Origin of the sequence: Arthrobacter sp. StoSoilB20 (assembly GCF_019977295.1) — a bacterium.
GTDB lineage: Bacteria > Actinomycetota > Actinomycetes > Actinomycetales > Micrococcaceae > Arthrobacter > Arthrobacter nicotinovorans_A.
Window position 1 is genome coordinate 2853017 of the sequence record NZ_AP024651.1, and the last position, 25932, is coordinate 2878948.

General features: G+C 63.6%; 24 protein-coding genes and 1 riboswitch. Of the genes, 3 read left to right on the forward strand and 21 right to left on the reverse strand.

Annotated elements, in window-relative coordinates:
• Positions 1-55 precede the first annotated feature (55 nt).
• The 15 genes from dprA to LDN85_RS12975 all read right to left on the reverse strand — a co-directional run bounded on the left by dprA (position 56) and on the right by LDN85_RS12975 (position 11803).
• Positions 56-1288, reverse strand: a complete 1233-nt coding sequence (gene dprA, locus LDN85_RS12905; protein ID WP_223943255.1) for a DNA-processing protein DprA — start codon at positions 1286-1288, stop codon at positions 56-58.
• Entirely contained in the window at positions 1285-2832 is a 1548-nt protein-coding gene (locus LDN85_RS12910) for a YifB family Mg chelatase-like AAA ATPase (protein ID WP_223943256.1), read from the reverse strand. The genes dprA and LDN85_RS12910 overlap by 4 nt, the downstream gene beginning before the upstream one ends.
• Positions 2833-3198, reverse strand: coding sequence for a YraN family protein (locus tag LDN85_RS12915; protein ID WP_175493332.1), 366 nt, complete (start codon positions 3196-3198; stop codon positions 2833-2835).
• Positions 3199-3301: 103 nt separating this feature from the next.
• A complete protein-coding gene (locus LDN85_RS12920; RefSeq protein WP_026540269.1) occupies positions 3302-3646 on the reverse strand; it encodes a DUF2469 domain-containing protein in 345 nt (114 codons plus the stop codon).
• Between the two features lie 91 nt (positions 3647-3737).
• The gene (locus LDN85_RS12925; protein WP_223945464.1) at positions 3738-4394 is read right to left on the reverse strand and encodes a ribonuclease HII; all 657 of its coding nucleotides are present in this window, start codon (positions 4392-4394) and stop codon (positions 3738-3740) included.
• Between the two features lie 197 nt (positions 4395-4591).
• Entirely contained in the window at positions 4592-5476 is an 885-nt protein-coding gene (gene lepB, locus LDN85_RS12930) for a signal peptidase I (protein ID WP_223943257.1), read from the reverse strand.
• Positions 5477-6151, reverse strand: a complete 675-nt coding sequence (lepB, locus tag LDN85_RS12935) for a signal peptidase I (protein WP_223943258.1) — start codon at positions 6149-6151, stop codon at positions 5477-5479. It abuts the gene before it with no gap.
• Between the two features lie 79 nt (positions 6152-6230).
• A complete protein-coding gene (rplS, locus tag LDN85_RS12940) occupies positions 6231-6584 on the reverse strand; it encodes a 50S ribosomal protein L19 (protein ID WP_014922079.1) in 354 nt (117 codons plus the stop codon).
• Between the two features lie 264 nt (positions 6585-6848).
• Positions 6849-7649 (reverse strand): tRNA (guanosine(37)-N1)-methyltransferase TrmD, encoded by an 801-nt coding sequence (gene trmD / locus LDN85_RS12945; RefSeq protein ID WP_223943259.1) that lies wholly within the window; start codon positions 7647-7649, stop codon positions 6849-6851.
• Positions 7650-8204 carry a ribosome maturation factor RimM gene (gene rimM, locus LDN85_RS12950; RefSeq protein ID WP_026540264.1) on the reverse strand — a complete coding sequence of 185 codons (555 nt, stop codon included), beginning with the start codon at positions 8202-8204 and terminating at the stop codon, positions 7650-7652.
• Positions 8205-8335: 131 nt separating this feature from the next.
• Entirely contained in the window at positions 8336-8578 is a 243-nt protein-coding gene (locus LDN85_RS12955) for an RNA-binding protein (protein ID WP_011775119.1), read from the reverse strand.
• A 1-nt stretch (position 8579) separates the two neighbouring features.
• Entirely contained in the window at positions 8580-8999 is a 420-nt protein-coding gene (gene rpsP / locus LDN85_RS12960) for a 30S ribosomal protein S16 (RefSeq protein WP_017199647.1), read from the reverse strand.
• Between the two features lie 236 nt (positions 9000-9235).
• Positions 9236-9673, reverse strand: coding sequence for a hypothetical protein (locus tag LDN85_RS12965; protein WP_026540263.1), 438 nt, complete (start codon positions 9671-9673; stop codon positions 9236-9238).
• 101 nt (positions 9674-9774) lie between these two features.
• A complete protein-coding gene (locus LDN85_RS12970) occupies positions 9775-10602 on the reverse strand; it encodes a VOC family protein (protein ID WP_051421479.1) in 828 nt (275 codons plus the stop codon).
• Between the two features lie 121 nt (positions 10603-10723).
• Positions 10724-11803 carry an amidohydrolase family protein gene (locus tag LDN85_RS12975; RefSeq protein WP_026540261.1) on the reverse strand — a complete coding sequence of 360 codons (1080 nt, stop codon included), beginning with the start codon at positions 11801-11803 and terminating at the stop codon, positions 10724-10726.
• A gap of 84 nt (positions 11804-11887) precedes the next feature.
• A riboswitch (TPP riboswitch) is annotated at positions 11888-11995 on the forward strand.
• On the opposite strand from LDN85_RS12975, the gene thiC reads away from it, so the two are divergent.
• Positions 11991-13865, forward strand: a complete 1875-nt coding sequence (gene thiC / locus LDN85_RS12980) for a phosphomethylpyrimidine synthase ThiC (RefSeq protein ID WP_026540260.1) — start codon at positions 11991-11993, stop codon at positions 13863-13865. Its footprint overlaps the riboswitch before it by 5 nt.
• Here thiC and LDN85_RS12985 read toward each other — a convergent pair.
• Positions 13848-14570 (reverse strand): alpha/beta hydrolase, encoded by a 723-nt coding sequence (locus tag LDN85_RS12985; protein WP_223943260.1) that lies wholly within the window; start codon positions 14568-14570, stop codon positions 13848-13850. The two genes, thiC and LDN85_RS12985, sit on opposite strands and share 18 nt — an antisense overlap.
• 65 nt (positions 14571-14635) lie before the next feature.
• Positions 14636-16216, reverse strand: a complete 1581-nt coding sequence (gene ffh / locus LDN85_RS12990) for a signal recognition particle protein (protein WP_091550278.1) — start codon at positions 16214-16216, stop codon at positions 14636-14638.
• A 167-nt stretch (positions 16217-16383) separates the two neighbouring features.
• Here ffh and LDN85_RS12995 point away from each other — a divergent pair, with 167 nt between their 5' ends.
• Positions 16384-17784 (forward strand): glucose-6-phosphate dehydrogenase, encoded by a 1401-nt coding sequence (locus LDN85_RS12995; RefSeq protein WP_223943261.1) that lies wholly within the window; start codon positions 16384-16386, stop codon positions 17782-17784.
• Positions 17785-17875: 91 nt separating this feature from the next.
• Here LDN85_RS12995 and LDN85_RS13000 read toward each other — a convergent pair whose 3' ends face one another.
• Together LDN85_RS13000 and LDN85_RS13005 are read right to left on the reverse strand one after the other, a co-directional pair.
• On the reverse strand, positions 17876-18214 hold the full coding sequence (locus tag LDN85_RS13000) for a P-II family nitrogen regulator (RefSeq protein WP_011775128.1): 339 nt from the start codon (positions 18212-18214) through the stop codon (positions 17876-17878).
• Entirely contained in the window at positions 18211-19542 is a 1332-nt protein-coding gene (locus LDN85_RS13005; RefSeq protein WP_223943262.1) for an ammonium transporter, read from the reverse strand. The genes LDN85_RS13000 and LDN85_RS13005 overlap by 4 nt, the downstream gene beginning before the upstream one ends.
• A 261-nt stretch (positions 19543-19803) precedes the next feature.
• Between LDN85_RS13005 and LDN85_RS13010 the strand changes: the two genes are divergently transcribed.
• Positions 19804-21024 (forward strand): MFS transporter, encoded by a 1221-nt coding sequence (locus LDN85_RS13010; protein WP_223943263.1) that lies wholly within the window; start codon positions 19804-19806, stop codon positions 21022-21024.
• Positions 21025-21101: 77 nt separating this feature from the next.
• Here the strand turns inward: LDN85_RS13010 and ftsY are convergent, their stop codons facing one another.
• Both ftsY and smc read right to left on the reverse strand, forming a co-directional pair.
• The gene (gene ftsY, locus LDN85_RS13015; protein WP_026540254.1) at positions 21102-22307 is read right to left on the reverse strand and encodes a signal recognition particle-docking protein FtsY; all 1206 of its coding nucleotides are present in this window, start codon (positions 22305-22307) and stop codon (positions 21102-21104) included.
• Positions 22308-22327: 20 nt separating this feature from the next.
• The gene (gene smc / locus LDN85_RS13020) at positions 22328-25906 is read right to left on the reverse strand and encodes a chromosome segregation protein SMC (protein WP_223945466.1); all 3579 of its coding nucleotides are present in this window, start codon (positions 25904-25906) and stop codon (positions 22328-22330) included.
• Positions 25907-25932: the final 26 nt, after the last annotated feature.

The window sequence follows — 25932 nt, forward strand, 5'->3', positions numbered from 1 at the left end:
ACTTTGCCAGCATCAGGGGCCAACAGGCCGGATCAACATGATGTTCCGGAACGGCTTAGGTGTTTCCAGCCCTTTTCCAGGCACCCCGTTCCGAGCTGGCCAAACCCATAAGCCCCAGCCGCCCCAGACCTGCCCGCACGGCATCCGGGCTCAGGCCGGCAACCACCGTCAGCTTTTCCACCGAGCTTGCGGATCGGAGCGGGAGGGCATCCAGGAGGATGAGGTCTTCAAGCGACAAGCCATCGTGTATGGCTGATTCGACGTCTGCTGCCCCGCTGTTGGATTCTCCGATGGCACCGGCCAGCTCAGTGATCTCACCAGCGTCCGTGACGCAGATGGCTCCTCCTTCCCGGAGCAGGCGGTGGCAGCCAGCCGAATTCGCACTGTGGATGGACCCGGGAACCGTCGCAACAACTCTGCCGATCGATTCAGCATGATGTGCCGTATTGAGCGCCCCTGAACGCCACCGCGCCTCCACCACCACCGTGACCGATGCCAGGGCTGCGATGATTCTGTTGCGCTGCAGGAAGCGGTAACGGGTTGGAGCGGATCCCGGCGGCACTTCCGAGACAACAGCGCCTTGGGTGGCTACGGCCCGGAGAAGATCGTCATTTCCCGAGGGATAGAAACGGTCCACACCGCCGGCCATCACAGCAATGGTGGGCAGGCTGGCTGCCCCACCACCGAGTGCCCCACGGTGCGCGTGGGCATCGATGCCATAGGCACCACCGGATACCACTGTGTAGCCACGCTGGGCCAAGGCGTACGCAAAATCGCCTGTGACCGATGCCCCGTAGCTCGTACTGTCCCTCGACCCCACCAGGGCAATGGTTCGACCAACAGGGGGCAGCGGCTGCTCCTGGCCCCGCCACCAGAGGCAGAGCGGCTCCTGGAGACCGAGATCGGAGAGTTGCTCCGGCCACAGCTCATCGCCGGGAATGATCAAACGCCCACCAAGCCGCCGCATTGTCTCCAGGTCGCGATCCGGGGCAAGGTCTTTGATGCGTGGCGCCCATCGGCGAAGACTGGCCTTGAGCCCGGCCCAGGTGGATGGTCCTCCGGCTTCGAGAAGGAGGGCCGAGATCTCCTTCTCCAAGGCCGGGCCGGTCGGCAGTTCCCCGGTAGCGACACCCAGGGCATCAACCGCACCGAGAGACCGCACCAAGGCAAGGCCCACAGAGTCCTGGGGTTCCATGAGCCGGGCGAGCGCTGCCCGGGCAATCCGTTCCTTGTCCTGCGTCGCCACTACGGCCATTGGCCTGGTTCCTTTCGTTTCAATTTCCCTCATGTCACGGCCGCCGTTTGCCGCAGCCCCAGCGCTTGGCCGATGTGATCGGCAGTTGGTGTTCCGCCATGTCCCAGGTCTGCCAGCGTCCAGGCCAGCCGGAGCACGCGATCGTATCCGCGGGCCGTCAGCGTTCCTCGTTCCAACGCCGTGTCCAGGATCCGGGTGGTCCCCGGCGGCAGCCGCAGCTCACCCCGCAGAGTGCGGCCTGGAACCTGTGAATTGGTTTCGAGCCCCAGGTACCGCAAGCGATCCAGCTGGATTGCCCTCGCCGCCAGGACGCGGGCCGCTACGGTGCGTGTGTCTTCTTCGTCTGTTCCTGCTTGCCCGAAATCGGCCAAGGAGACCCGTTCAACCTGAAGCTGGATATCAACCCGGTCCAGCAGCGGTCCCGACATTCTCCCGAAGTAGCGTCGCCTCATCATGGCGGTGCAGGTGCAGTCCATGCCCTTGCCCGACGCCTTCCCGCACGGGCAAGGGTTGGCCGCCAGGATGAGCTGGAAACGGGCAGGGTAGGCTGCAGTTCCAGCCGAGCGGTGAATCACCAGTTCGCCGCTCTCCAGCGGTTGCCTGAGGGCATCGAGCACCCGACGCTCGAACTCCGGGGCTTCGTCCAGGAACAAGACCCCGCGATGCGCCCGTGACGCTGCGCCGGGTCGGGGAAGCCCGGATCCACCACCAATGATGGCAGCGGGTGTGGCACTGTGATGCGGATTCTCAAAGGGTGGCCTTCGAACCAACCGCACGGCAGAGGACTGCACTGCGGCCAACGAGTGGATGGCCGTCACTTCCATGGCAGCGTTGTCTGCCAGATCCGGGAGCAGCCCCGGCAAGCGCTCAGCCAGCATCGTCTTTCCGGCACCCGGCGGGCCGGTCAACAGCATGTGATGGCCACCGGCGGCAGAGACCTCAAGCGCGCGGCGTGCCTCGCCTTGGCCCGAGACATCACAGAGGTCCGGCACGACGGCGCCTTGGACGTCCTCATCTTCGCCAGGCAGGGTGCCGCTCCCGGGATCATAGTCCAGAGCCAGCTCTTTGGGGTCGGCGCCGAAGTCGAAAGCGAGCCTGGCGAGCGTCTTGTATCCGCGGACGTTGGCGCCGGGGACCAAGGAAGCCTCCATGGCGTTTGCTTCAGCCACCACTACATCGGGATAGCCTGCCTGGACTGCTGCCATTACTGCCGGCAGGATGCCGCGGACGGGCCGCAAGCGGCCATCCAGGCCCAGTTCGGCGATGAAGACCGTCCGGCCGATGGAGCGCACGTCATTGGCGGCGCGAAGAACCGCCATGGCAATGGCGAGATCAAATCCCGAACCCCGTTTCGGGAGGGATGCAGGTATGAGGTTGGCGGTGATCTTACGCCGGCTCAGGGGGATCCCTGAGTTTTGGGCGGCCGACCGGATTCGTTCCTTGGCTTCGTTCAAAGCAGCATCGGGAAGCCCCAAAATCACGAAGTTTGGGAGGGTCTGGCCAATATCTGCCTCAACCTCCACGATGTAGCCGTTGAGCCCCACAAGCGCTACGCAGTAGCTGCGACCCACGCCCACTCAGCCCACACCCCTCAAGTGGTCAAGCTCCGGTTCGTCCTCGCCGTTGTCAATTACTGACACGACGTCAACGCGCCTGCGCGGTGCCTTCAGCTCATGTTCACGGCACCAGGCAGAAGCCAAGCGGTGGAGCCGGGCCAACTTGGCAGTCCCCACTGCTTCAAAAGGATGTCCGTAGTCCAGGCTCCGGCGGGTTTTTACTTCCGCCACCACCAGGGTGTCGCCGTCGATCGCGACGATATCAATTTCACCGTCCGGGCATCGCCAGTTCCGGTCGACGATCCGCATTCCCTGTGTTTCCAGGAAACCGGCCGCCAAAGCTTCGCCATTCCGGCCCAGCAGGTCTTTTGATCTCATGACCACCACCTCCGCTTACCAGCCTTCCGGCTGGGGGCGGCAAACGGCAGGGGCGCACGGGGCTATGTGGGTAAACCCGCCAGGATCAATGCTGTGGAGGAAGGCTCACACGCTAGTTGCCGAGATCTCCCAGGTCACCCAGCCCGCCATCCTTGGGCAAGGACAGGTCTTCGCTGCGGGGCAGTTCTTCAACGTTGACATCCTTGAAGGTAATGACGCGGACGTTCTTCACGAAACGGGCCGAACGGTAGACGTCCCATACCCACGCGTCCTGCAGGGTCAGGTCGAAGTAGATCTCCCCGTCTGCGCTGCGTGCCTGAAGGTCTACATGGTTGGCCAAGTAGAAGCGGCGCTCTGTTTCCACCACGTAGCTGAACAGCCCGACAACATCCCTGTACTCGCGGTAGAGCTGCAGCTCCATGTCGGTTTCATAGTTCTCAAGGTCCTCGGCGCTCATAGTTCCATCTTGCACTATCTGCCGGCCGGGACGCGCCACCGAGGCCCTGCGTGCAGCGGCCAGACCAGGCGCGATACCTTGGCGGGCTTGCTCAGTCGGTCTCCGGCCCCGTCAGGTTCCAACTGGTCCGGTGGTAAGCGCTGGGCCCTTGCAGCCGGATCACGTCCCTGTGGGCGGAGGTGGCATATCCCTTGTTTTCGTTCCACCCGTAGGCAGGGACCTCGGAGTGAAGGTCCACCATGATGCGGTCCCGGGCCACTTTGGCCAGGACACTGGCAGCGGCGACACTGAGGCAACTCATATCCGCTTTGACCCGGGTATGCACAGGGGCCTCGCACCACGGCCCGAGCGCGGGCTCATCAAAGAGGGAGGCTTGGACGTCCGGCGACAACCAGTTGTGGCTGCCATCGAGCAGGACGACGTCGGGAGTAATGCCACCTTCCAGGATCTCCAACCAGGCACGCGTGCCTGCCAGGCGCAACGCGGCAATGATGCCAATATCGTCAATCTCCCGTGACGAGGCATGACCCACTGCCGACGCAACGGCCCAATCACGGACCAGGGGTTCCAACCTGTCACGGTCCTCCGGCTTGAGCAGCTTGCTGTCCCGGACATCGGCCAACAATCCGTGATCCTCAAGGTTGACCACGGCAATTCCTACACTGACAGGTCCGGCAAGGGCTCCACGCCCCACCTCATCCACGCCGGCCAGCAACCGTACTCCGGGCGACAGGAAGGATCGCTCCACCTCGAGGGTGGGGAAACCAACAGGACTTTTTGCCTTGGGCTTTGACTTGCCGCCGGATTTGGCCTTGTTCCTGGCTGCGGCCGAGCCCGTGGACCTTGCTCCGGCCCGCCCCGTGGGCACGGCTGCGGCCGAACCCGTGGACACGGCAGGGGTCTTGCCTGCAGCCTTGCCCTCCGGGTCTGTGATTGCCCTGGCCATTATTTCCCTGCAGTTCCTGCCGGGACGTCCTTGAAGACGTCCGGGAAGTTGTCGAGGTAGGTCCAGCGGTTGACGGGCCAGGCTATGACCGTGGCGCGGCCTTCAATGTCCTCGATGTTAATGAACCCGCCGTTGGTCTCCTGGTGGGCACGGGAGTCGGCCGAGTGGTTTCGGTTGTCGCCCATCACCCACACTTTGCCCTCCGGAACAACGATGTCGAAAGGGTTTGGCTGCGGTATCTCGGCCGGATTGATGTAGGTCTCCTCCAGCGGGACCCCGTTGACGCTGACGCGCCCCTGGGCGTCGCAGCAAGTTACGTGGTCCCCGGGAAGACCGATGACGCGCTTGACCAGGTGCTGATCGGTGTTGTCGGCCGCCAAACCCACGAACTCCAAGGCATCCCCTACCCAGTCCATGGGGCCGGCAGGCTCTTTGGCAACCGGCGTCAGCCAGTTCTGGGAGTCCTTGAACACCACGACGTCGCCGTGTTGCAGTGCGAAGGGCTCAGGAACCAGGAGGTTGATGAAGATGCGGTCGTTGACATCCAGGGTGCTTTCCATGGATTCCGACGGAATGTAGAACGCCCGGAAAAGGAACGTCTTCAGAAGGAAGGACAGCACCAGCGCGATGGCCACCACTGTGACGATCTCCTTGACCCACACAAGTACAGGATTTTTGCGGGGCTTCTCCAGCGCGTGGGCGCCACCGGGGGCGTCGCCTTTGCCGTCGTTGCTGCCGGCTGCGGCAACTGGAGGCTCGGCGTTCGCACTGGAACCGTCATCGGGCAGGCGGGAACCAGCCACTCCGGCGGTACTTGCCGTTCCGTCCGAGGCCCGGGCGTCGTCGTCGTACCGCTCGGGATTCTCTGGAGCTTTGTCCGGCATCTACTGTCCGTTCTTCGATGTTTCGGCCTGCGGAGAGCGAGGCATTTCTGCAAATCTATCAAGTGGCCAGATGATCTGGACCGGTCGGCCAATCACTCGTTCCACAGGAACCATACCGCCGCCCGGTGCGCCCAGCAGCCCACGGGAGTCGGCAGAACGTGAACGGTGGTCACCCATGAGCCAGAGGCGGCCCTGAGGCACTACGACATCGAATTTCTGCTTACTGGCTTCATCCCCGGGATAAACATAGGGTTCCTCAAGCGGCTGGCCGTTGACTGTGAGGAGGCCGCCTGAATCGCAGCACTGGACATGGTCTCCTGCAACTCCGATGACCCGCTTGACGTACGTGGTGTCACTGCCGGTCAACCCGAACCACTGGCTCGCGGCAGATACGGCGTCAACGAACGGGCCTTGTCCACTGCTCAGCGGAGCGAACGAGCCGCGGCCGTCGAAGACCACGATGTCACCGCGGCGGATGGGTTCGGAAGTGAAAGCTGTCCGAGACACCAGGATCCTGTCCCCCGTCCCGAGGAGGGGTTCCATGGATTCGGACGGAATGTAGTAGACGTCAAGCCACAGCGACCGGACCAGTCCACTGATGGCTATGGCCAGGACCAGTGCCAGGAAAACAAAACGCCAGCCCTGTTTCCGGGGCTGGCGTTCTGTTGTGTCCATGACTCGTATCCCTGTTGCGTTGCGGATTGCTCCGGAACTACCGGGCACGAATCCTGGACCCGTTGGTAAGTCGCAGGACTTACTTGGCGAAGTCGCGCTTTTCCTTGATCTTCGCAGCCTTACCGCGCAGTGCGCGCATGTAGTAAAGCTTGGCGCGGCGGACGTCACCCTTGGTGACGACCTCGATCTTGTCGATGATCGGGGAGTGTACCGGGAAGGTACGCTCTACGCCGACACCGAAGGAAACCTTGCGCACGGTGAAGGTTTCGCGAACGCCGTCACCCTGGCGGCCCAGGACGAAGCCCTGGAATACCTGGACACGGGAGTTCTTGCCTTCGATGATGTTGACGTGAACCTTGAGGGTGTCACCCGCGCGGAACTCGGGAACATCGTTACGCAGCGAGGCTGCATCTACGCTATCGAGGATATGCATTAATCCACTCCTGGTGAACGCCACAGGTCATTCACTTTGGGTTACGGCGGACAAGCCCGGGCACAAAAGGCAACCGGAAATCTCCGCCGAAGTTTCTTAGTGTCCGGCTCCGCCACTGATTGGCGCCGCCGGGTTGTCCGACTGTTGGCTGAACTCCCCCTGTGGCAGGTGTCAGCCCAGTAGACACAAGGGTTAATTCTGCCATATGCGCTGCCGTCGGGCCAACTGCCGGGACTGCTGAACGTTCGACGGCGGCAGCGGACCTCAGTTTGTAACGTCGCCACCGGGCCGGGGACGCAGGCGGCCTTCGATGACGTCGTATCCAAGCTCAGCGAGGGCGTTGCGGTCAGCGCGGCTCAACGCACCGGCGTCGAACTCTTCCAAAAGGTCCGGACGGCGCTCTGCCGTCCGCCGGAATTGCTCGTGGCGCCGCCACTGGGCGATCTTTCCGTGGTTGCCGCTGAGCAGGATGGCAGGGACGTCATGGTCACGCCACGCCGAAGGCTTGGTATACACGGGGTACTCCAACAAGCCATCGGAATGGGACTCCTCAACCAGGGATTCCGGGTTGCCCACCACTCCGGGCAGGAGCCGGCCGATGGCCTCGACCATGGCCAGCACGGCCACTTCACCACCGTTGAGCACGTAGTCGCCCAGGCTGACCGGCCTGACAGTGAAGTGGTCCTGCGCCCAGTCGATGACCCGCTCGTCGATTCCTTCATAGCGCCCGCAGGCGAAGACGAGCTGCTCTTCCTCGGCCAACTCATAGGCCAGCGCCTGGTTGAACCTCTCCCCCGCCGGCGAGGGAACAATCAGAACCGGCTTGGAGCCTTCACTGGCCCCTGCCACCGATTCAAGGGCCTGGGCCCACGGCTCAGGCTTCATCACCATTCCGGCTCCGCCGCCATAGGGCGTGTCATCCACAGTCCGGTGCTTGTCGGTGGTGAAGGCACGCAAATCATGGACGTTGAGCTCGAGCAGACCGTCCTGGCGGGCCTTCCCTATGAGGGAGAGCTCCAGCGGAGCGAGGTATTCCGGGAAGATGCTGACAACATCAATCCTCATTCAGGATTCATCCCCTGCGCCGTCCGCGGGCTCTCCGGCGTTGTCATCATTGACTTCAAAGAGCCCGTCAGGCGGAGTGATCAGGATGTAGCCGTCCTCAACGTTGACCTCCGGCACGATTTCCTCGACGAAGGGGACCAGTATTTCCTTGCCATCGTCCGTCTTGACCATCAACAGGTCCTGGACCGGCATGGTGTTCAGGGCCGCAACCTTGCCGACTACCTGTGAACCGACCCGTGCATCGAGGCCAACGAGTTCGTGCTCGTACCAGCCTTCGTCGTCGTCTTCATCCTCAAGTTCTTCGGTTTCGATGAAGAGCTTGGCACCACGGATGACTTCGGCCGCATTGCGGTCCGCAATCTCATCGAAACCCAACAGCAGGATGTCCTTGTTCCACCGGGCACTGCGGATGGTCAAGGGGCCCGCCGAGGCAGGCTCCACGATGAACTCGGTTCCTGGTACGAAGCGCTCAGCCGGTGTGTCGGTAAGTACCTGTACGGTCACCTCGCCGCGGATACCGTGGGGTTTGCCGATCCGTGCCACCTGGAGCTGCATGGGTTCCTCTGAATTCTTGTTGTGCCCGCGCCGCCGGGCAGCCACGGTTGTGAAATGGTGGATAAAGCAATCCGGCCCCTCCACCATATTCGGTGAAGGGGCCGGACTTAAGACAAGCAGTGCTGAGCGCGTTACCGGCGACGGTCGGTGTCGACGACGTCGACCCTGACCTGCTCGCCACCAGCCAAGGCCGCAACCACAGTGCGCAATGCACGTGCGGTCCGTCCTTGGCGGCCGATCACCCGTCCGAGGTCCTCCTGGTGAACACGCACCTCAAGGGATTCCCCGCGGCGGTTGTTCTTGGCACTGACCTTGACATCCTCAGGGCTGTCAACGATCCCACGGACCAAGTGCTCGAGCGCTTCTGCCAGCAACTTACTCAGCCTCGGTGGTCTCTGCTTCAGCCTCGGCCGGAGCTTCCGCTTCGTCCTTCTTGGCCTTCTTGGTGATGGCTTCCGGAATGATGACGGAACCCTTCTCCGGTGCTACGAAGGCTTCCTTCGGAGCTTTGGTCTTCAGGGTGCCTTCCTGGCCCGGGAGGCCCTTGAACTTCTGCCAGTCACCGGTGATCTTGAGGATCGCGGCAACCTGCTCGGTCGGCTGGGCGCCAACGGAAAGCCAGTACTGGGCGCGCTCGGAAGCGACCTCGATGTACGACGGCTCTTCGGTGGGGTGGTACTTGCCGATTTCTTCAATGGCACGGCCATCGCGCTTGGCGCGGGCATCCATGACGACAATGCGGTAGTACGGTGCGCGCATCTTACCGAAGCGCTTAAGGCGAATCTTTACGGCCACTTTTGTGGTCACTCCTGTTTCTGAAACGAGGTGAACCCGACGTTCTGCACCCGTGGGGCGGGCCATACTGGACGGTTCGAAGGACAAGATACGAGCACGGAGAGAGGGGCCGCACCGATCGAGTACCTGTCTATTGTGCCAGATGCCCGGAGCAAATACGACTTACGCCCCGCGGGCCGGTGTGTTGTTGCCCACCTGCAGTGCAAGCAAGGGCACGCCCGGACCCGCGCCCGCGGCTATTCGGACCAGACGTAGAGCCCGGAACGCTCCACCTTTTCAACGTCGGTTGCCAAGGCAGCCAACTGCTGGACGTACTGGCGGGACTGGGCGGCGTCGAAAGGCATATCGTCCTGGGCGGCCCAGGCGGCAGCAACGTCGTCGAGGACGTTTGCGTCGCCTTCGCTCTCATAGGTGAGCAGTTCGGCCAGCGCCGTCACCATGGCCTCAGGAACGCCCAGGAGGGCATCGCTGGTGACGTCAACCAGCGCGAGTTCGTAGTCGGCACCGGCTGCGTGGACTGCCTGGCCGGCCAGGTCTCCCAACTGCTCCACTTCGAAGTCGGTAATGCCCTCGATCCTTACGGCAGGGCCGGTGACATCCGCGCCCTTGTCCAGGGCGGCTGCCCTCTTGAGTGCTTCATCGTGGGTGGCTACAAAGATTTCGGCAAAGCCCATGGAAAGTACTCTCATTCCTTCGTGCTGACGGGGCGGCGGCACGCAACCCGAACGGTTCCGCGCCATCACCGTCCAGCCTAGTGCAGCACGCGCGCCGCAGCTTAGCGGACCGCTACCCGCAGCTTGTTCCGCCAAGGATCTTCGAAGCGAAGCTCGGCGCCGGTGTGATGGTTCTGCACCCCGGCGGTTTTGAGTCGATCCGCAAGGGAAGCGATGTCGTCTGCGCCAGGAACCTCTATGAGTACTTCACCGAGGCCGAGCGTGTCCTTCCGGGGTCCGGCGCCACGGCTGTTCCAGACATTCATCGCCATGTGGTGGTGGTAGCCACCGGCGGAGACGAACAGCGCCTGCCCATGCCAGCCTGCGGTCTGCTCAAACCCGAGGGTCTCCACGTAGAACTTCCGTGCAGTGCCGACGTCGCCCACCTGCAAATGGACGTGTCCGATTCCCGCCGCCGCCTGGTGTTGGCCGGTGACTGCAGCTTCGTTGAGGTGCTGTTGCAGGAACCTCTGCGGCGGCAGGGCCACGTTGTCCATCACCACGTTCTTGCCATCCCACTGCCAGGATTCGCGGGGCTTGTCGTAGTACAGCTCAATGCCGTTGCCCTCGGGATCGGTGAAGTAGAACGCTTCGCTGACCAAGTGGTCGGCGCTGCCGGCAAAGGCGCGGGGCTCATATTCGGCGGCGGTTGCAATCGTTGCCGCCAGGGACGGCTGGTCCTGGAACAGAATGGCCGTGTGGAAAAGACCGGCTTCCCCGCGGCTTGGAATCCGGAGGCCCGACGCCGGCGCAAGGTGGACCACAGGCTTTCCGACGCGCCCGAGGTAGAGCCCGCCGTCCTGCTCGGCCACGATTTCCAGGCCGAGGGCCCGTTGGTAGTAGTCACTCATGACCTTCATGTCACCTACCTTGAGCATCACGGTGCCCATGGTGAGTTCGGCCGGCAGAAGATCCTGGCTCAGTGGTGTGGTCAATGTAAAGCTCCCTGGTCCGCGGCGCCGCTCGTCGACACCTTACATAGACTAAATTACTTGAAGCTTCAATTTATTCCTAACGGACTACAGAACCGCGAAGGACGATGTGCGAGAGGTTGGCGACGGTCTGCAGGTCCTGCCTCGGATCCTCCGAACACAGCACGACGTCGGCACTGGCCCCTTCGCTGATACCGTCCTCTCCCAGCCACGCCCGGGCACGCCACGCTGCAGCGTCCAGCACCGCCTCCGGCGGCAGGCCGGCGTCGTGCAGCTCTTTCATCTCATCGGCGATCCTGCCGTGCTTGATCACGCTGCCGGCGTCTGTGCCCGCGTAAATTTCCACTCCGGACTCAAAGGCTTCAAGCACCCGCTCGCGCCGCCGCTCCCACAGACGGACCATGTGGTCTGCATAGTGGGGAAACTTCGGCGCAGCCTGTGCGGCGATGTCGGGAAACGTGGCGATGTTGACCAGGGTGGGAACGATCGGCACCGACTGCTCCACCAAACGGGGAAGGTGCCGCGGAAGCAGGCCCGTTGCGTGCTCGATGCAATCGATGTTGGCGTCCAACATGTCATCGATCGTGTCCTCGGCAAAGCAATGGGCCGTCACCCTGGCACCCTCATCGTGGGCGGCGGAGATCGCATCCCTGACCACTGCGGCAGGGAATGAAGCAGCAAGATCTCCCACGCCGCGATCGATCCAGTCCCCTACCAGTTTCACCCAGCCATCGCCGTCGCGGGCTTCCTTCCGAACTGTCTCCACGAGGTCACCGGGATCAATTTCATGACCCAGGCCCCGGAGATAACGCCGGCTACGGGCAATGTGGCGGCCGGCCCGGATAAGGCGGGGCAAGTCCGCACGCTGCTGGACCCAGCGGGTGTCACTGGGTGATCCGGCGTCCCTGATCAGCAGCGTCCCGGCGTCGAGGTCAGCTTGGGCCTGGGCAAGAGTGGCCTGCTCGTCAACGGCGCCGCCCACGCCCAAACCGATATGGCAGTGGGCGTCAACAAAGCCGGGCAGGACCCAGCCATCCAGGACGCGGTCCGGCGCCTTCGCAGGGCGCACAAAGGTCAAAGTGCCGTCCACGGACCACATTCCGTGGCGTTCCTCGCTGCTTGAGACGAGCACGGGTCCGGAAAATTCGATGGTGGCCATGGGAAAAGCCTAGTCCGCAGCAGCGCCTTCGGAGCTGGGATGCTCATGTGACTGCGGGCCCGTTGGGAGCTGTGGTAGCTTCGTCTACGACCACACGGGAGCCCTTGCAGGGGCTGAGATCGGACTGAGGCAGTCTGCGACCGTTGAACCTGTCCGGGTAATGCCGGCGAAGGAAGTGAGCAGTCCATTGAGCACCACCAGTACACAGCACAGCCCTGCCCAAAACCCGTCCAGCACGGACGATATTCCATCCAGCACCGGAGCAATCACGCCGGAATCCGTGACCCAATCATTGAAATCCCACTCCCTTGCCTACCGTGAGGACCCGGAGAATGGAATCCGGGTTCCCGTGACGGAAATCGCCCTGGAACCCTCTCCCAACGGCGATGCCAACGAGCCGTTCCAGGTGTACCGCACGGCGGGACCGGGCAGCGATCCGGTGATGGGGCTGGAACCATTCCGGGCAGCCTGGATCGAACGCCGAGGCGACACCGAGGCCTATCGCGGACGGCAACGCAACCTGCTCGACGACGGCAGGTCTGCGGTTCGTCGCGGGGAAGCAACAGCGGAATGGAAGGGTGCCAAACCCGAGCCGCGACGCGCCGTCGAGGGTAAAACCGTGACACAGATGCACTATGCCAGGCAGGGAATGGTGACCCCGGAGATGCAGTTCGTCGCGTTGCGGGAGAACTGTGACGTTGAGCTGGTCCGCAGCGAGGTCGCAGCGGGCCGGGCAATCATTCCCAGCAACATCAACCATCCCGAGTCCGAGCCGATGATCATCGGCAAAGCCTTCCTTGTGAAGATCAACGCCAACATCGGCAACTCTGCCGTGACAAGCTCCATTGCCGAGGAAGTGGACAAGCTGCAGTGGGCCACTCAATGGGGCGCCGATACCGTCATGGACCTCTCCACCGGCGATGACATCCACACCACCCGTGAATGGATCATCCGCAACTCCCCTGTTCCGATCGGAACCGTCCCTATTTACCAGGCGCTGGAGAAGGTCAATGGCGAAGCCAACAAGCTGACGTGGGAGATTTTCCGTGACACGGTCATAGAACAATGCGAGCAGGGCGTGGACTACATGACCATCCACGCCGGGGTGCTGTTGCGCTACGTCCCGCTGACGGCCAACCGGGTCACGGGGATCGTCTCACGCGGCGGCTCCATCATGGCCGGCTGGTGCCTGGCGCACCATCAGGAAAACTTCCTCTACACGCATTTTGACGAGCTCTGCGAAATCTTCGCCCGATACGACGTCGCCTTCTCCCTGGGTGACGGCCTGCGTCCGGGCGCAACCGCCGACGCCAACGACGCCGCCCAGTTTGCCGAGCTGGACACCCTTGCCGAACTCACGCAGCGCGCATGGGAGTTCGATGTCCAGGTCATGGTGGAAGGACCGGGACACGTGCCGTTCCACTTGGTCAGGGAGAACGTGGAACGGCAGCAGGAACTGTGCAAAGGTGCCCCGTTCTACACGCTGGGGCCGCTGGTCACCGATGTCGCTCCTGGCTATGACCACATCACCTCGGCCATCGGAGCCACCGAGATCGCCCGGTACGGCACCGCCATGCTCTGCTACGTCACTCCCAAGGAGCATCTGGGCCTCCCGAACAAAGACGACGTCAAGACCGGCGTCATTACGTATAAGATCGCAGCCCATGCCGCGGACCTCGCGAAGGGACACCCCGGCGCCCATGAGCGCGACGATGCCCTGTCCAAGGCACGGTTCGAGTTCCGTTGGCGCGACCAGTTCGCCCTTTCGCTGGACCCCGTAACGGCTGAAGCCTTCCACGACGAAACGCTGCCGGCAGAACCGGCCAAGACAGCCCATTTCTGCTCCATGTGCGGCCCCAAGTTCTGCTCCATGCGCATCAGCCAGGACATTCGCGACGAATACGGATCGGCCAAGGCCCAGGAAGCGATCGCCGAAATGTACAGCGGGATGCGCGGCAAGAGCGAGGAATTCCTGGCCTCGGGCGGAAAGGTCTATTTGCCGGAACCTCAGGTACCGGGAAGCAAGGCCACCGTCAAGGCCGGCTCAGGAAGCCTGGATTGACAGGGCCCGTCCGACGTCGGCAACAAAGGAACGGATGATGTGATCTCCGTCCACTGAGTCCTGGGGCCGGTGTCCTCCCGCTGCGACGCGGCGGAGGGCGCCGGTTTCCTGGAGATAACCGGCAATTTCCTCATAAAGAGGCTCCCATCCACCCGTGAGGACCAGGGTGGGAACACCGGGCACAATGTGCAGCGGCGCTTCCCACGGCGGAGCCTGGAGCCTGAGCCTGCGGGCCGAACGCCGTGCTTCGGGAGAGTCCAATCCCCCGGTTTCGGCAGAGAACGCCCGGCGGTAATACTCACGCTGGTAATCGGCGTCGTTGAGCTGGTCCCGCACATCGAACAGCGGTTCCATGAGGGCACGGTGGGAAGCTGTGGCTGGGAGCTCGGCCGTCAGGGAAAGGCAAGCAGGCTCCACCAAGGCCAGCGAATGCACCAGGTCCGGACGTTCGATCGCTGCCAACATGGCAGAGATGGCACCTTGCTCGTGCGCCACCACATGGCCGCCCCTCGAATCCGCAAGGGCGTTGATGACAATGGCCACGTCCGCGGCAACGCTCGATTCCACGGGCTCGGCTACGGCGTCAAAGCCGTGCCGGCGCAGGAAAAGCGCGTCATAAGCCAGGGCCATGCCGTGCAGTTTCGGCCATGCAGCAGCACCGAAGCTGCCCAGGCCGTGAACGAAGACTACGCGCTGCTTATGCATTGGTTCAGCCTATTCCACGGCCCTGACATCCCAACTGCGGACGCGGTTGGGATGCCGGCCACGGCCTATTTGCCGAGGAACTTCTCGAAGCCCTTGGGAAGGTTGAGCGATGAGGGGTCGAAGTCGGCCGCACCCTGGCCAAAAGCTGCACCGGAGGGTGCCGCCGAGGCTGCGTTGGCGCGCTTGGCTTCGGCATCACGCAATTCCTGGGCAGCCTTGGCCGGGTTGCCGGAGCGGGCTTTCTTCTTGGGCGCGTTCTTGCCTCCCTTGCGGCCTCCGCCCGGACCTCCAAGGCCAGGCATTCCGGGCATTCCAGGCATGCCGCCACCCTGGGCCAGCTTCTTCATCATCTTCTGGGCCTGGGCAAAGCGCTCCAGCAAGCCGTTGACCTCGGAGACGTGGACGCCTGAACCCTTGGCAATACGGGCACGGCGTGAGCCGTTGATGATCTTGGGAGCAACACGCTCGTGCGGCGTCATGGACCGGACGATCGCCTCGACGCGGTCGATTTCCTTCTCATCGAAGTTCTCCAGCTGCTGGCGGATGTTCTGCGCACCCGGCATCATCATGAGCATCTTCTTCATGGAGCCCATGTTGCGGATCTGCTGCATCTGGGCGAGGAAGTCATCCAGGGTGAAGTCTTCCTGGTCGGCGAACTTCTTCGCCATCCGTGCGGCTTCATCCTTGTCCCAAGCCTTCTCGGCCTGTTCGATCAAGGTCAGAACGTCACCCATGTCCAGGATGCGCGAAGCCATCCGGTCGGGGTGGAAGAGCTCAAAGTCGTCCAGGCCTTCGCCCGTGGAGGCGAACATGACGGGCTTACCGGTGACGGACGCAACGGACAGCGCGGCGCCACCGCGGGCGTCGCCGTCGAGCTTGGAAAGCACAATGCCAGTGAAGTTGACGCCTTCATCGAACGCCATCGCCGTGTTGACAGCGTCCTGGCCGATCATGGAGTCGATCACGAAGAGAACTTCGTTGGGGATGATCGCCTGACGGATGCGGCGGGCCTGGTCCATCATTTCGGCATCGACGCCAAGGCGGCCGGCGGTGTCAACGATCACGACGTCGTGCAGCTTCTGGCGCGCTTCCTCAACACCGGCCTTCGCGACGGCGACGGGGTCACCGGCAGGGTGCTCCAGCTCGGAGGTGGCACCGGGATGGGGAGCGAACACGGGGACGCCCGCGCGTTGGCCAACCACTTGGAGCTGCGTGACGGCGTTGGGACGCTGGAGGTCGCAAGCGACCAGCATGGGGCTGTGGCCCTGGGCCTTGAGCCATTTGGACAGCTTACCGGCGAGGGTGGTCTTGCCTGCACCTTGAAGGCCGGCAAGCATGATGATGGTGGGTCCGGTCTTGGCCAGGCGGATGCGGCGGGTCTCACCACCGAGGATCTCCACGAGTTCCTCGTTGACGATCTTCACGATCTGCTGGCTCGGGTTCAGGGCACCCGAAACTTCGGCGCCCAGGGCACGCTCGCGAACGCGGCCGGTGAACTCACGGACCACGGACACTGCAACGTCCGCGTCCAGCAGGGCGCGGCGGATCTCCCGGACTGTGGCATCAACATCAGCCTCGGTGAGGCGCCCCTTGCCACGAAGGTTCTTGAAGGTTGCTGTCAACCGGTCAGAGAGTGAATTGAACACGCGCCGTGCACTTCTTTCGATGGTCTTCTAATGGCGGCCAATGCGGCACACCAGAGTCTTGACGATTGCCCCCAGCAAACATGTCTCAACCCAACAAATCTGAATCGACTAGGGGACTCGACTATCTAGGGTACCAAGTCGGACCTGCAAGATGGCATGCTGGCACAGTGACCAGTAAAACAACTGTAAAAACGTTGCTCATCCTCGGCGCGTCCGGGGACCTCACAGGCAGGCTTTTGCTGCCCGGCCTGGCCGGCCTGCTGGCCTCCGGCAGGGCCCCGGGATTGCGACTGGTGGGCGCGGGCTCGGATCCGTGGACTCCTGAACAGTGGCGGGAGCGGGTCAGCGGGGCTTTCGCAGCAGCCGCAGGCACGGCAAACGATGCCGGCCGCGGGGCACTGGAAACCGTGGCCGGCGCCACCGAGTACCACCAGCTTGATGTCACGGCGGACGGGCCCCTGGCGGAGCTCCTGGCGACCCTGGAGGGTCCCATCGCCATCTACTTCGCCCTGCCTCCGCACATCAGCCAGAAAGCGTGCGAGGTACTCCGCCGGGAACAAATCCCCGCCGGTACGCGCCTGGTGATGGAAAAACCGTTTGGTTCGGGTACCGAATCCGCGCACGAGTTGAACAAGACGCTGGCGGCCCTGGTCCCGGAGGACCACATCCACAGGGTTGACCACTTCCTGGGCAAAGCCACGGTGCTGAACATCCTGGGCCTTCGATTCGCCAACCGGTTCCTGGAGCCGGTGTGGAACCGCGAACACATCGAGAAAGTGGAGATCGTCTTCGACGAGGACCTGGCCCTGGAAGGACGTGCGCGCTACTACGACACCGCCGGCGCGCTCCGGGACATGATCCAGAGCCACCTCCTGCACATCATGGCCTTCCTGGCCATAGACGCACCCGCAACCATCGAGGAGCGGGACCTGCGCGACGCCGTGGCAACGGTCCTGCGGGCCAGCAGCATCAAGGCACCCTTCGCGGACACCACGCGGCGGGCGCGGTACACGGCCGGAACCCTTGGGGAACGAAGCGTGCCGGACTACGCTGCCGAGGACGGCGTGGATCCTGCCCGCAACACTGAAACCCTGGCTGAAGTCCGGGTGGAAATAGACAATTGGCGCTGGCAGGGGGTCCCTTTCATTCTCCGCTCCGGCAAGGCAATGGGACGCCGGCGCAAGGAGGCCGTCATCACCTTCCGCCCGGTGCCCCACCTGCCCCGGGGATTCTCCGGCGTGGACTCCCCCAACCAGCTGCGGATTGGATTCGGTCCCGACGTGCTCCAGCTGGACGTGGACGTCAACGGCCCCGGCGACATCTTCACACTGGACCGTGCCAGCCTTGTGACAGAACTCAATGCAGCCGGAATGTTGCCGTACGGGGAAGTGCTGGAAGGCATTCTCAACGGCGATCCCCTCCTGTCGGTCCGCGGGGATACGGCAGAGGACTGCTGGCGGATCATCGAGCCGGTTCTTCGCGCCTGGGAGGCCGGTGACGTCCCGTTGGAAGAGTACGACGCCGGCGGCGCGGGTCCGGCGGCCTGGCCCACCGCCGTCGTGGAGTAAAGCCGGGACAAAGAGAACAAAACAGCGGGCCGGGTACCTTGACTGGTACCCGGCCCGCTGTGTTCGGCTCAGGATCTTGTTCGCGAGGGACTTAGATTGCGGCCGCGCCGCGCTCCCCGGTCCTGACCCGGACTGCTTCGTAGACATCCACGGTCCAGACCTTGCCGTCACCGGCACGTCCGGTGTTCGAGCTGGCGATCAGGACATCAAGGATGTCATCTGCTTGCTCGTCCGTGGCGAGGACTTCAATGCGGATTTTGGGCAGCAAGTCCACGTTGTATTCGGCTCCGCGATACACCTCGGTGTATCCCCGCTGGCGGCCGTAGCCGCTGGCCGCGCTGACCGTCAGGCCCTGGACCCCATATGATTCGAGGCCTTCCCGGACTGCTTCAAGCTTTTCGGGACGGACGATCGCTGTAATGAGCTTCATGCCTGGACACTCTCCTTGCCTTCTGCGGGGGTCTTGGCCGCAGCGGTCTCCGATTTTCCGATAACTGCGTTGTGCAGCGGCTGGAAGCTGCCGCCGTGGCCGTTGACTCCGAATTCGTAGGCCGTCTCTGCGTGGAGGCTGAGGTCTACGCCAACGTTCTCCTGTTCCGTTGAGACCCGGAAGCCCATGGTCTTGTGGATGGCAAAGGCGATGATGGCCGTCATGATGGCCGAGTAGGCAATGGCGATGCCGGCTGCTGCGAGCTGTGCCCACATCTGGGTCCAGCCGCCGCCGTAGAAGAGGCCGCCGCCGACTCCGTCAGTGGACTTGGCGATGAAGCCCAGTGCCACGGTGCCGATGATGCCGGAGACGAGGTGGACGCCCACAACATCCAAGGAGTCATCGAAGCCCCAACGGAACTTCAGGCCAACTGCCAGGGCTGAGGCAACGCCGGCGACAACACCGAGGCCGAGGGCGCCGATGGGGTCAACGTTGGCGCAGGCCGGGGTGATTGCTACCAGGCCGGCTACTACACCCGATGCTGCGCCAAGGGAGGTCGGGTGGCCGTCACGGATGCGTTCGGTGATGAGCCAGCCGATCATGGCTGCTGCAGGGGCTGCCAGGGTGTTGATCCAGATAAGGCCCGCCTGTTCGGCGGTTGTTGCTGCACCGCCGTTGAATCCGAACCAGCCGAACCAGAGGATTGCAGCGCCGAGCATCACGAACGGGATGTTGTGCGGGCGGTGGTTCGGGTCCTTGCCGAAGCCGCGGCGGTTGCCGATGATGAGGACCAGGACCAGTGCGGCTACACCTGCGTTGATGTGCACAACGGTGCCGCCGGCGAAGTCAATGGCCGGGCCGAGGGCCTTGCCGATCGCGCCTTCCGGGCCGAAGAGCCCACCGCCCCAGACCATGTAGGCCAGCGGGCAGTAAACCAGGGTGACCCAGACCGGAACGAAGATGCTCCAGGCACCGAACTTGGCCCGGTCAGCGATCGCGCCGCTGATGAGGGCAACGGTGATGATGGCGAAGGTGGCTGCATAGCCGATCTTGATCATGGCGTCCGGAGTGGTTTCAACTCCCATGAGGCCGAAGGAAGCGAACGGGTTGCCCACGATTTCCAGGAAGCCTTCACCGGAGCTCATCGAGGCGCCCCACAGCACCCAGACAACCCCAACGATGCCGATGGAGATGAAGCTCATCATCATCATGTTCAAGGCTGCTTTGGCGCGTGTCATGCCGCCGTAGAAAAATGCCAGACCAGGTGTCATGAACAGCACAAGCGCCGCCGCCACCATGACCCATACGTGACCTGCGGTAAGTTCCATGGTGCACGTTCCTCTCTTGCTAGATCTGCGGTTCAACCGCTGTCCTGACGCCGTTTGCGTCCTGCTTAAGAGTTTTGTGCCGCCGTGTTTCACCTGCGCAGGTTTTATATTGCGCGCCGGTTACAACAACCTCCCCAACGTAAATGGTGCATATCTCCGGTGTTACGGATATGTTTCAGGCGTCGGACTTCTCAGGAAAATACCCGTTCTTGACCCTCCGTCCCTCCATTGACCTTCACTACCCGCAAGGACCCACCCCGTATGACCGAGTCGCCCAGATCCGTCAAAGCTCCAAGGATCCGGCAGGAGAAAGAGCCCTTGACCCGCGATATCAAGGTGATGTTGGCCGCAGCTTTCCTGATCGCCCTCGGCTTTGGACTGGTGGCGCCCGTACTGCCGCAATTTGCCACCACCTTCGACGTCGGCGCTACCGCAGCCGCTGTGATCGTGAGCATTTTCGCGTTCATGCGCCTGGTGTTTGCTCCGGCGGGCGGCGCCCTGATCGGACGTTTCGGGGAACGTAATGTCTACGTGTCCGGGTTGCTGATTGTGGCGGTGTCCACAGCGGCGTGCGCGTTTGCCCAGGATTACTGGCAACTGTTGGTCTTCAGGGGCCTCGGCGGGGCCGGGTCGGTCATGTTTACTGTCGCGGCCATGGGCCTGCTCATCCGCCTCGCACCCCCCGAAAGGCGGGGCCGGGTCTCCGGCGCGTACGCCTCGGCGTTTCTGATCGGCAGTGTGCTGGGACCGGTCGTGGGCGGACTTCTGGCAGGCTTCGGGCTCCGTGTCCCTTTCCTGGCCTACGCAGGGGCCCTCCTCGTGGCCGCTTTGGTGGTCCGGACAATGCTCAGCGGCGAAGGGAACGCCGCGGAAGATACACAACCGGCGCCGGCCATGACCCTTAAGGAAGCCCTCTCCGACTCCGCTTACCGTGCGGCAGTGTTCTCGAGTTTCAGCAACGGCTGGGTGACGTTCGGCGTCCGTATGGCCACCATTCCGCTGTTCGCGGTTGCTGTCCTGCAGTCCAAACCCGAAACGGCAGCGTGGGCACTGGCCATCTTTGCCGTCGGCAACGCCCTGGCGCTGACTTTTTCCGGGCGTTTGGCCGACGCCTGGGGGCGCAAGCCATTGCTGATCCCGGGTCTGGTCATCACCGGCGTGGCCACCGGTGTCATCGGGCTTACCACTGACCTGACCGGATTCCTGGTTGCCTCGGCGGTGGCGGGGTTCGGGTCCGGCGTGCTGGGCCCGGCCCAGCAGGCCGCCGTCGCCGACGTCATTGGCCGGGGGCGCTCGGGCGGCAAGGTACTGGCAGTCTTTCAGATGGCGGCGGACACCGGGGCCATTATCGGGCCGGTCGCAGCCGGCTTGCTCGCCGACCGACTGGGTTATGGCTGGGCATTTGGCATCACAGGTGGCGTCCTCCTGCTCGCCTCTGCGGCGTGGTTGCCGGCACGGGAGCCCCTTAAAGCAAAAAACTGACCGGCAGCAACGGCCCTCCCGGGTTGTCGGGGAGAACCACTGCTGCCGGCCAGCGCAATGCGCAGGACTGGGGCGTGCTAGTTGAGCAGTGCGTCCACGAAGCTTTCGGCGTCAAACGGCGCCAGGTCATCCGGTCCTTCACCCAGGCCGATGAGTTTGACGGGCACGCCCAGTGATTTCTGGATGGCCACTACGATGCCGCCCTTGGCGGTTCCGTCGAGCTTGGTCAGCACGATGCCGGTGATGTTCACTACTTCGGCAAAGACACGGGCCTGGTTGAGACCGTTCTGCCCGGTGGTGGCGTCCAGGACCAGCAGGACTTCATCAACCTCGGCCAGCTTCTCAATAACCCGTTTGACCTTGCCGAGCTCATCCATCAGGCCGGTCTTGTTCTGCAAGCGTCCGGCGGTATCGACCATCACGACGTCGACTTCCTGATCGATGCCGGCCTTCACCGCTTCGTAGGCCACGGAGGCGGGGTCGGCGCCGTCGATGTCGGACTTCACCGTGGGCACGCCAACGCGCTGGCCCCAGGTTGCCAACTGCTCGGCCGCTGCTGCCCTGAACGTATCAGCGGCACCCAGCAGGACATCCTTGTCTTCGGCCACCAACACCCGTGCCAGCTTGCCCACCGTGGTGGTCTTGCCCACGCCGTTGACGCCAACAACCAGAACGACGGCGGGGCGGTCGCCCTTGCGCTGGACGTTCAGGGAACGATCCATGGAAGGATCCACCAGCTTGATGAGCTCCTCGCGGAGCATCGCCTTGACGTCTTCGGGGCTGCGGGTGCCGAGGACCTTGACGCGCTCACGCAGGGCGTCCACCAGTTGCAGGGTGGGTTCGGTGCCGAGGTCGGCCAGCAGGAGGGTCTCTTCGACCTCGTCCCACACGTTTTCATCGATCTTGTCGCCCGAGAGCAGCGCAAGGAGGCCCTTGCCCAGGATGCTGTTGGACTTGACCAGGCGGGCACGCAGGCGGGTCAGGCGGCCCTCCACCGGCGCGGGCGTATCAATGGCGATGGTTTCGAGCCCGGCGGCGTCGTCCGGGACATCGGCCCCCTCAACGGTTCCGTCAAAGGTTGGAGCCGGGGCCTTAACCGCGTCCGGGCGGTCCTCCACCAGGGTTCCGCCGCCTGCTGCCGAGGACTGCGGGGGGTCGTTGGCATCTCGGGTGCCGGGGTACTTCGCCCCCGACTTCCGGGCCTTCAGGAGAACCGGTACGAGTCCGCCGACCACCACAAGGGCAGCGAGAATGGACAGAATTATGGGTAGGAAATCGTTCACACCCCTACCTTCTCATAAAGCTAAGCCCCGGCACCGAGCCTTTGGCTGATGACAGTGGAGACACCGTCGCCACGCATTGTCACACCGTATAGGGCGTCAGCTACTTCCATGGTGCGCTTCTGGTGGGTGATCACGATCAGTTGGCTGGACTCCCGCAATTCTTCGAAGATGGTGATGAGCCGGCCCAGGTTTGTGTCGTCCAGCGCAGCTTCGACCTCGTCCATCACATAGAACGGCGAAGGACGGGCTTTGAAAATCGCCACCAGCAGCGCCACGGCCGTCAGGGACCGTTCACCACCGGAGAGCAAGGAGAGCCTCTTGATCTTCTTGCCGGCGGGCCTGGCCTCCACCTCGATTCCCGTCGTCAGCATGTCATCCGGGTCCGTGAGCACCAGCTTGCCCTCGCCACCGGGGAAGAGCCGGGCAAAGACGTGGTCGAACTGGGCCGAAGTGTCGGCAAAAGCCTCGGTGAAGACCTGCTGCACACGCGCGTCCACCTCTTTGATGATGTCCAGCAGGTCCTTGCGGCTGGACTTGAGGTCCTCGAGCTGGGAGCTGAGGAACTGGTGCCGTTCCTCCAGCGCGGCGAACTCCTCCAGCGCCAGTGGGTTTACTTTGCCCAGTGCGGCCAGGTCGCGTTCCGCTTTCTTGAGCCTTTTTTCCTGCTCGGCCCGGACAAAGGGAATGCCTTCAACAATGGCCTCGCCGTGCTCGTCCACCGGTGCCCTGAGTTCGGCCCACTTGTCCGTGGCTGCTCCGGCGGGCACCGGAACAGGGAGCCCGGGGCCATAGTCGGCAACGAGTTGCTCTGCGGATAACCCAAGTTCCTCGATGGAACGCGTCTCCAGCGCCTCAATACGGAGACGCTGCTGTGTTCGGGCCATCTCGTCCCTGTGCACCGAGTCCGTCAGTTCGGCCAGCTCCCGGGCGAGGGCTTCATTGCTCGTCCGGACCTGGGTCAGTTCCGCCTCCAGCCGCTCCCGGGTCTGCTCTGCCAGATCGCGATCCCAGCCTGCAACGTCCACGGAGACATCGATGAACCGCAGTGCCTGTTCCACAGCTGAGGCCACAGCCGCTGCACGTTGTGCCTGGGCACGCCGCCGCTGCGCACGGCGGGCAGCCTCTTCGCGGGCACGCCTTTCCGTTGCCGCTGCCCGTTCAAGGGATGCTGCCCGGTTGCTGATGGCGCCCAGTTGCTCCTCTGCGGTCCTCAGAGCCAGCCGGGCTTCTGTTTCGACTGAGCGGGCAACCCTGGCCTGGGCGGCGAGTTCGTCGCGTTGGTCCGTCGATGGCTCTTCGTCGGGAGCTTCCTGGGCGGCGGCGAGCCTCTCCGCGGCGACCTCAAGGTCAAGCTGCGCCTCGGCGATGTTTGCCTCGGCCTTTGCCATCGAAGCGGCGAGCCTGTCACTTTCGCCCACGGCGCTGCGGAGGACGGAATTGAGGTGGCCAAGGCGCTCAGCTACCGCAGCCAGACGGGCGTCGGACTCGTGCAAGCGCTCCAAGGCAGCGTCGGCGCGGTCCTGGGCTTCGGCCCGGCGGGACTGGGCATTGGCCAGTGCAAACCGGCCACGCTCCAGGCGGGCAGTGACCTCATGAAGGCGGGCAACGGCGTCGTCAACTGCAGCCTGGACTTCAAGGAGGGACGGTGCCGTGGCCGATCCGCCGGTGACGGTCAAGGAGGTGACCATGTCACCGTCACGCGTGACGGCCTTAAGGTCATGGTGTTCCTTGACCAGTTGGGCGGCTGACCGAAGATCATCGACGACGGCGGTCCCCACCAGCAAGGACAACGCGCCTTGCGCTGCGGGATCGGAAATCTTCACGACGTCGGCTGCCCAGCGGCCGCCGGGCGGAAGCGCCACCTCGGCGCCGGCGTCAGTACCCCCGCCGGTTCCGTCGGCCAGGAGAAGTGCCGCGCGGCCGGCGTCGCCCTCTTTCAACGAGGCGATGGCTGCCAGCGCGTCGCCGGTGTTTGCCGCCACCAGGGCGTCCGAGGCACTGCCCAGTGCAGCAGCGATGGCAGCCTCGAACCCGGGCTCGATAGCCACCAACTCAGCCAAAGGCCCCAGAATCCCTTCCGCTGAGAGGAGGCTGGCCGAACCGTCCTTGCGGTTGAGCCCAAGCTGGAGGGCGTCGCGGCGTGCCGTCAAGGCATCGCGCTCCCTCACGGCCTCCCGTTCCGCGGTCTTCAGTTCCTCGATTTCGGTCAGAACGGCGTCCAGGGCGTCGTTGGCATTTTCGTAGTCGGCGTCAAGGCTTTCTTCGCCGTCCTCAACCCATGCCACCTGGGATTCAAGGGCAGTGAACTCGCTTTGGGCCTTCCGGCGCCGTTCGTCACCGGAAGCCAGGGATTCCCTGAGCCGGCCCCGTTCGGCTTCGGCGGCCTCGGCCCTGGACCGGGCAGCAGCTACCTGGCCTGCAAGCCTGGCCAACCCTTCCCGTCGATCGGCAGCGGCCCGCAACATGGCGGTCAGTCTCTTGTCCTCCGCCGCGGCCACGGCCTCGGCGGCGTCCTTTGCCACGGTGGCTTCAAGAAGCGCCGCTTGCTTGGCAAGGATGTCGTGCTGGAGCGCAGACTCCTCTTCGCGGACCCGGGCAGCTTGGCGTTCCAATTGTTCGGGGTCCCGGCCGGTGTCCGGCGCAGCCTCGGAGGAGCCCAGAAGCCGGCGGCGTTCAGAAGCCAGCGAGCCCAGGGAACGCAGGCGCTCCCGGCCGGCGGAGAGCTGGTACCAATGATCACGCGCGGCGTTAAGCTTCGGGGTGGCTTCTGCAGCCTGCTGCTCCAGTGCAGCCTGTCGCCTGCGTCCGGTTCCCAGCTCCGCCTCCACCACCTGCCGCCGCTCCTTCAACGCTGCCTCGTCGGCAACATCCTGTTCAAGGCTGGTAGTGAGCTGCACCAGGTCATCGGCCAGGAGGCGTGCCTTGGCGTCCCTGACATCGAACTGGACCGTCTGTGCCCGCCGGGCGATTTCGGCCTGTTTGCCCAACGGTGTCAGTTGGCGGCGGATTTCCGCAGTGAGGTCACCGAGCCGTGCAAGGTTTGCCTGCATGGCTTCAAGTTTCCGAACAGTTTTTTCCTTGCGGCGGCGGTGCTTGAGGATACCCGCAGCTTCCTCAATGAAGCCCCGACGGTCCTCCGGCGTGGCATGGAGGACCCGGTCCAGTTGCCCCTGTCCCACAATGACGTGCATCTCCCGGCCCAGGCCGGAATCGGACAACAGTTCCTGGATATCAAGCAGGCGGCAGGGCGCGCCGTTGATGGCATACTCTGAGCCGCCGGTCCGGAACAGCGTCCTGGAGATGGTGACTTCGCTGTATTCGATGGGCAAGGCGTTGTCGGCGTTATCAATGGTCAATGACACATGGGCGCGGCCCAGGGGCGGCCGGCCGGATGTTCCGGCGAAGATGACGTCTTCCATCTTGCCGCCACGCAGCGTCTTGGCACCCTGCTCGCCCATCACCCAGGCCAGGGCATCAACCACGTTGGATTTGCCTGATCCGTTGGGACCGACAACAGCAGTGACGCCGGGCTCAAAGTCAAACGTCGTTGCCGACGCGAAGGACTTGAATCCTCGGACAGTCAAACTTTTCAAGTGCAAGGCGCTTCGGTTCTCCTGGGTGTCCC

Excerpts from the sequence above, each read along its gene's own strand:
- LDN85_RS12985 (WP_223943260.1), bottom strand. The coding sequence starts at position 14,570 with ATGCATAAGCAGCGCGTAGTCTTCGTTCACGGCCTGGGCAGCTTCGGT.
- LDN85_RS13010 (WP_223943263.1), top strand. The coding sequence starts at position 19,804 with ATGACCGAGTCGCCCAGATCCGTCAAAGCTCCAAGGATCCGGCAGGAG.
- LDN85_RS12975 (WP_026540261.1), bottom strand. The coding sequence starts at position 11,803 with ATGGCCACCATCGAATTTTCCGGACCCGTGCTCGTCTCAAGCAGCGAG.
- rplS (WP_014922079.1), bottom strand. The coding sequence starts at position 6,584 with ATGCATATCCTCGATAGCGTAGATGCAGCCTCGCTGCGTAACGATGTT.
- trmD (WP_223943259.1), bottom strand. The coding sequence starts at position 7,649 with ATGAGGATTGATGTTGTCAGCATCTTCCCGGAATACCTCGCTCCGCTG.
- lepB (WP_223943257.1), bottom strand. The coding sequence starts at position 5,476 with ATGCCGGACAAAGCTCCAGAGAATCCCGAGCGGTACGACGACGACGCC.
- dprA (WP_223943255.1), bottom strand. The coding sequence starts at position 1,288 with ATGAGGGAAATTGAAACGAAAGGAACCAGGCCAATGGCCGTAGTGGCG.
- LDN85_RS13000 (WP_011775128.1), bottom strand. The coding sequence starts at position 18,214 with ATGAAGCTCATTACAGCGATCGTCCGTCCCGAAAAGCTTGAAGCAGTC.
- LDN85_RS12965 (WP_026540263.1), bottom strand. The coding sequence starts at position 9,673 with ATGGGCTTTGCCGAAATCTTTGTAGCCACCCACGATGAAGCACTCAAG.
- LDN85_RS12920 (WP_026540269.1), bottom strand. The coding sequence starts at position 3,646 with ATGAGCGCCGAGGACCTTGAGAACTATGAAACCGACATGGAGCTGCAG.
- lepB (WP_223943258.1), bottom strand. The coding sequence starts at position 6,151 with ATGGACACAACAGAACGCCAGCCCCGGAAACAGGGCTGGCGTTTTGTT.
- rimM (WP_026540264.1), bottom strand. The coding sequence starts at position 8,204 with ATGCAGCTCCAGGTGGCACGGATCGGCAAACCCCACGGTATCCGCGGC.
- LDN85_RS12970 (WP_051421479.1), bottom strand. The coding sequence starts at position 10,602 with ATGGGCACCGTGATGCTCAAGGTAGGTGACATGAAGGTCATGAGTGAC.
- LDN85_RS13005 (WP_223943262.1), bottom strand. The coding sequence starts at position 19,542 with ATGGAACTTACCGCAGGTCACGTATGGGTCATGGTGGCGGCGGCGCTT.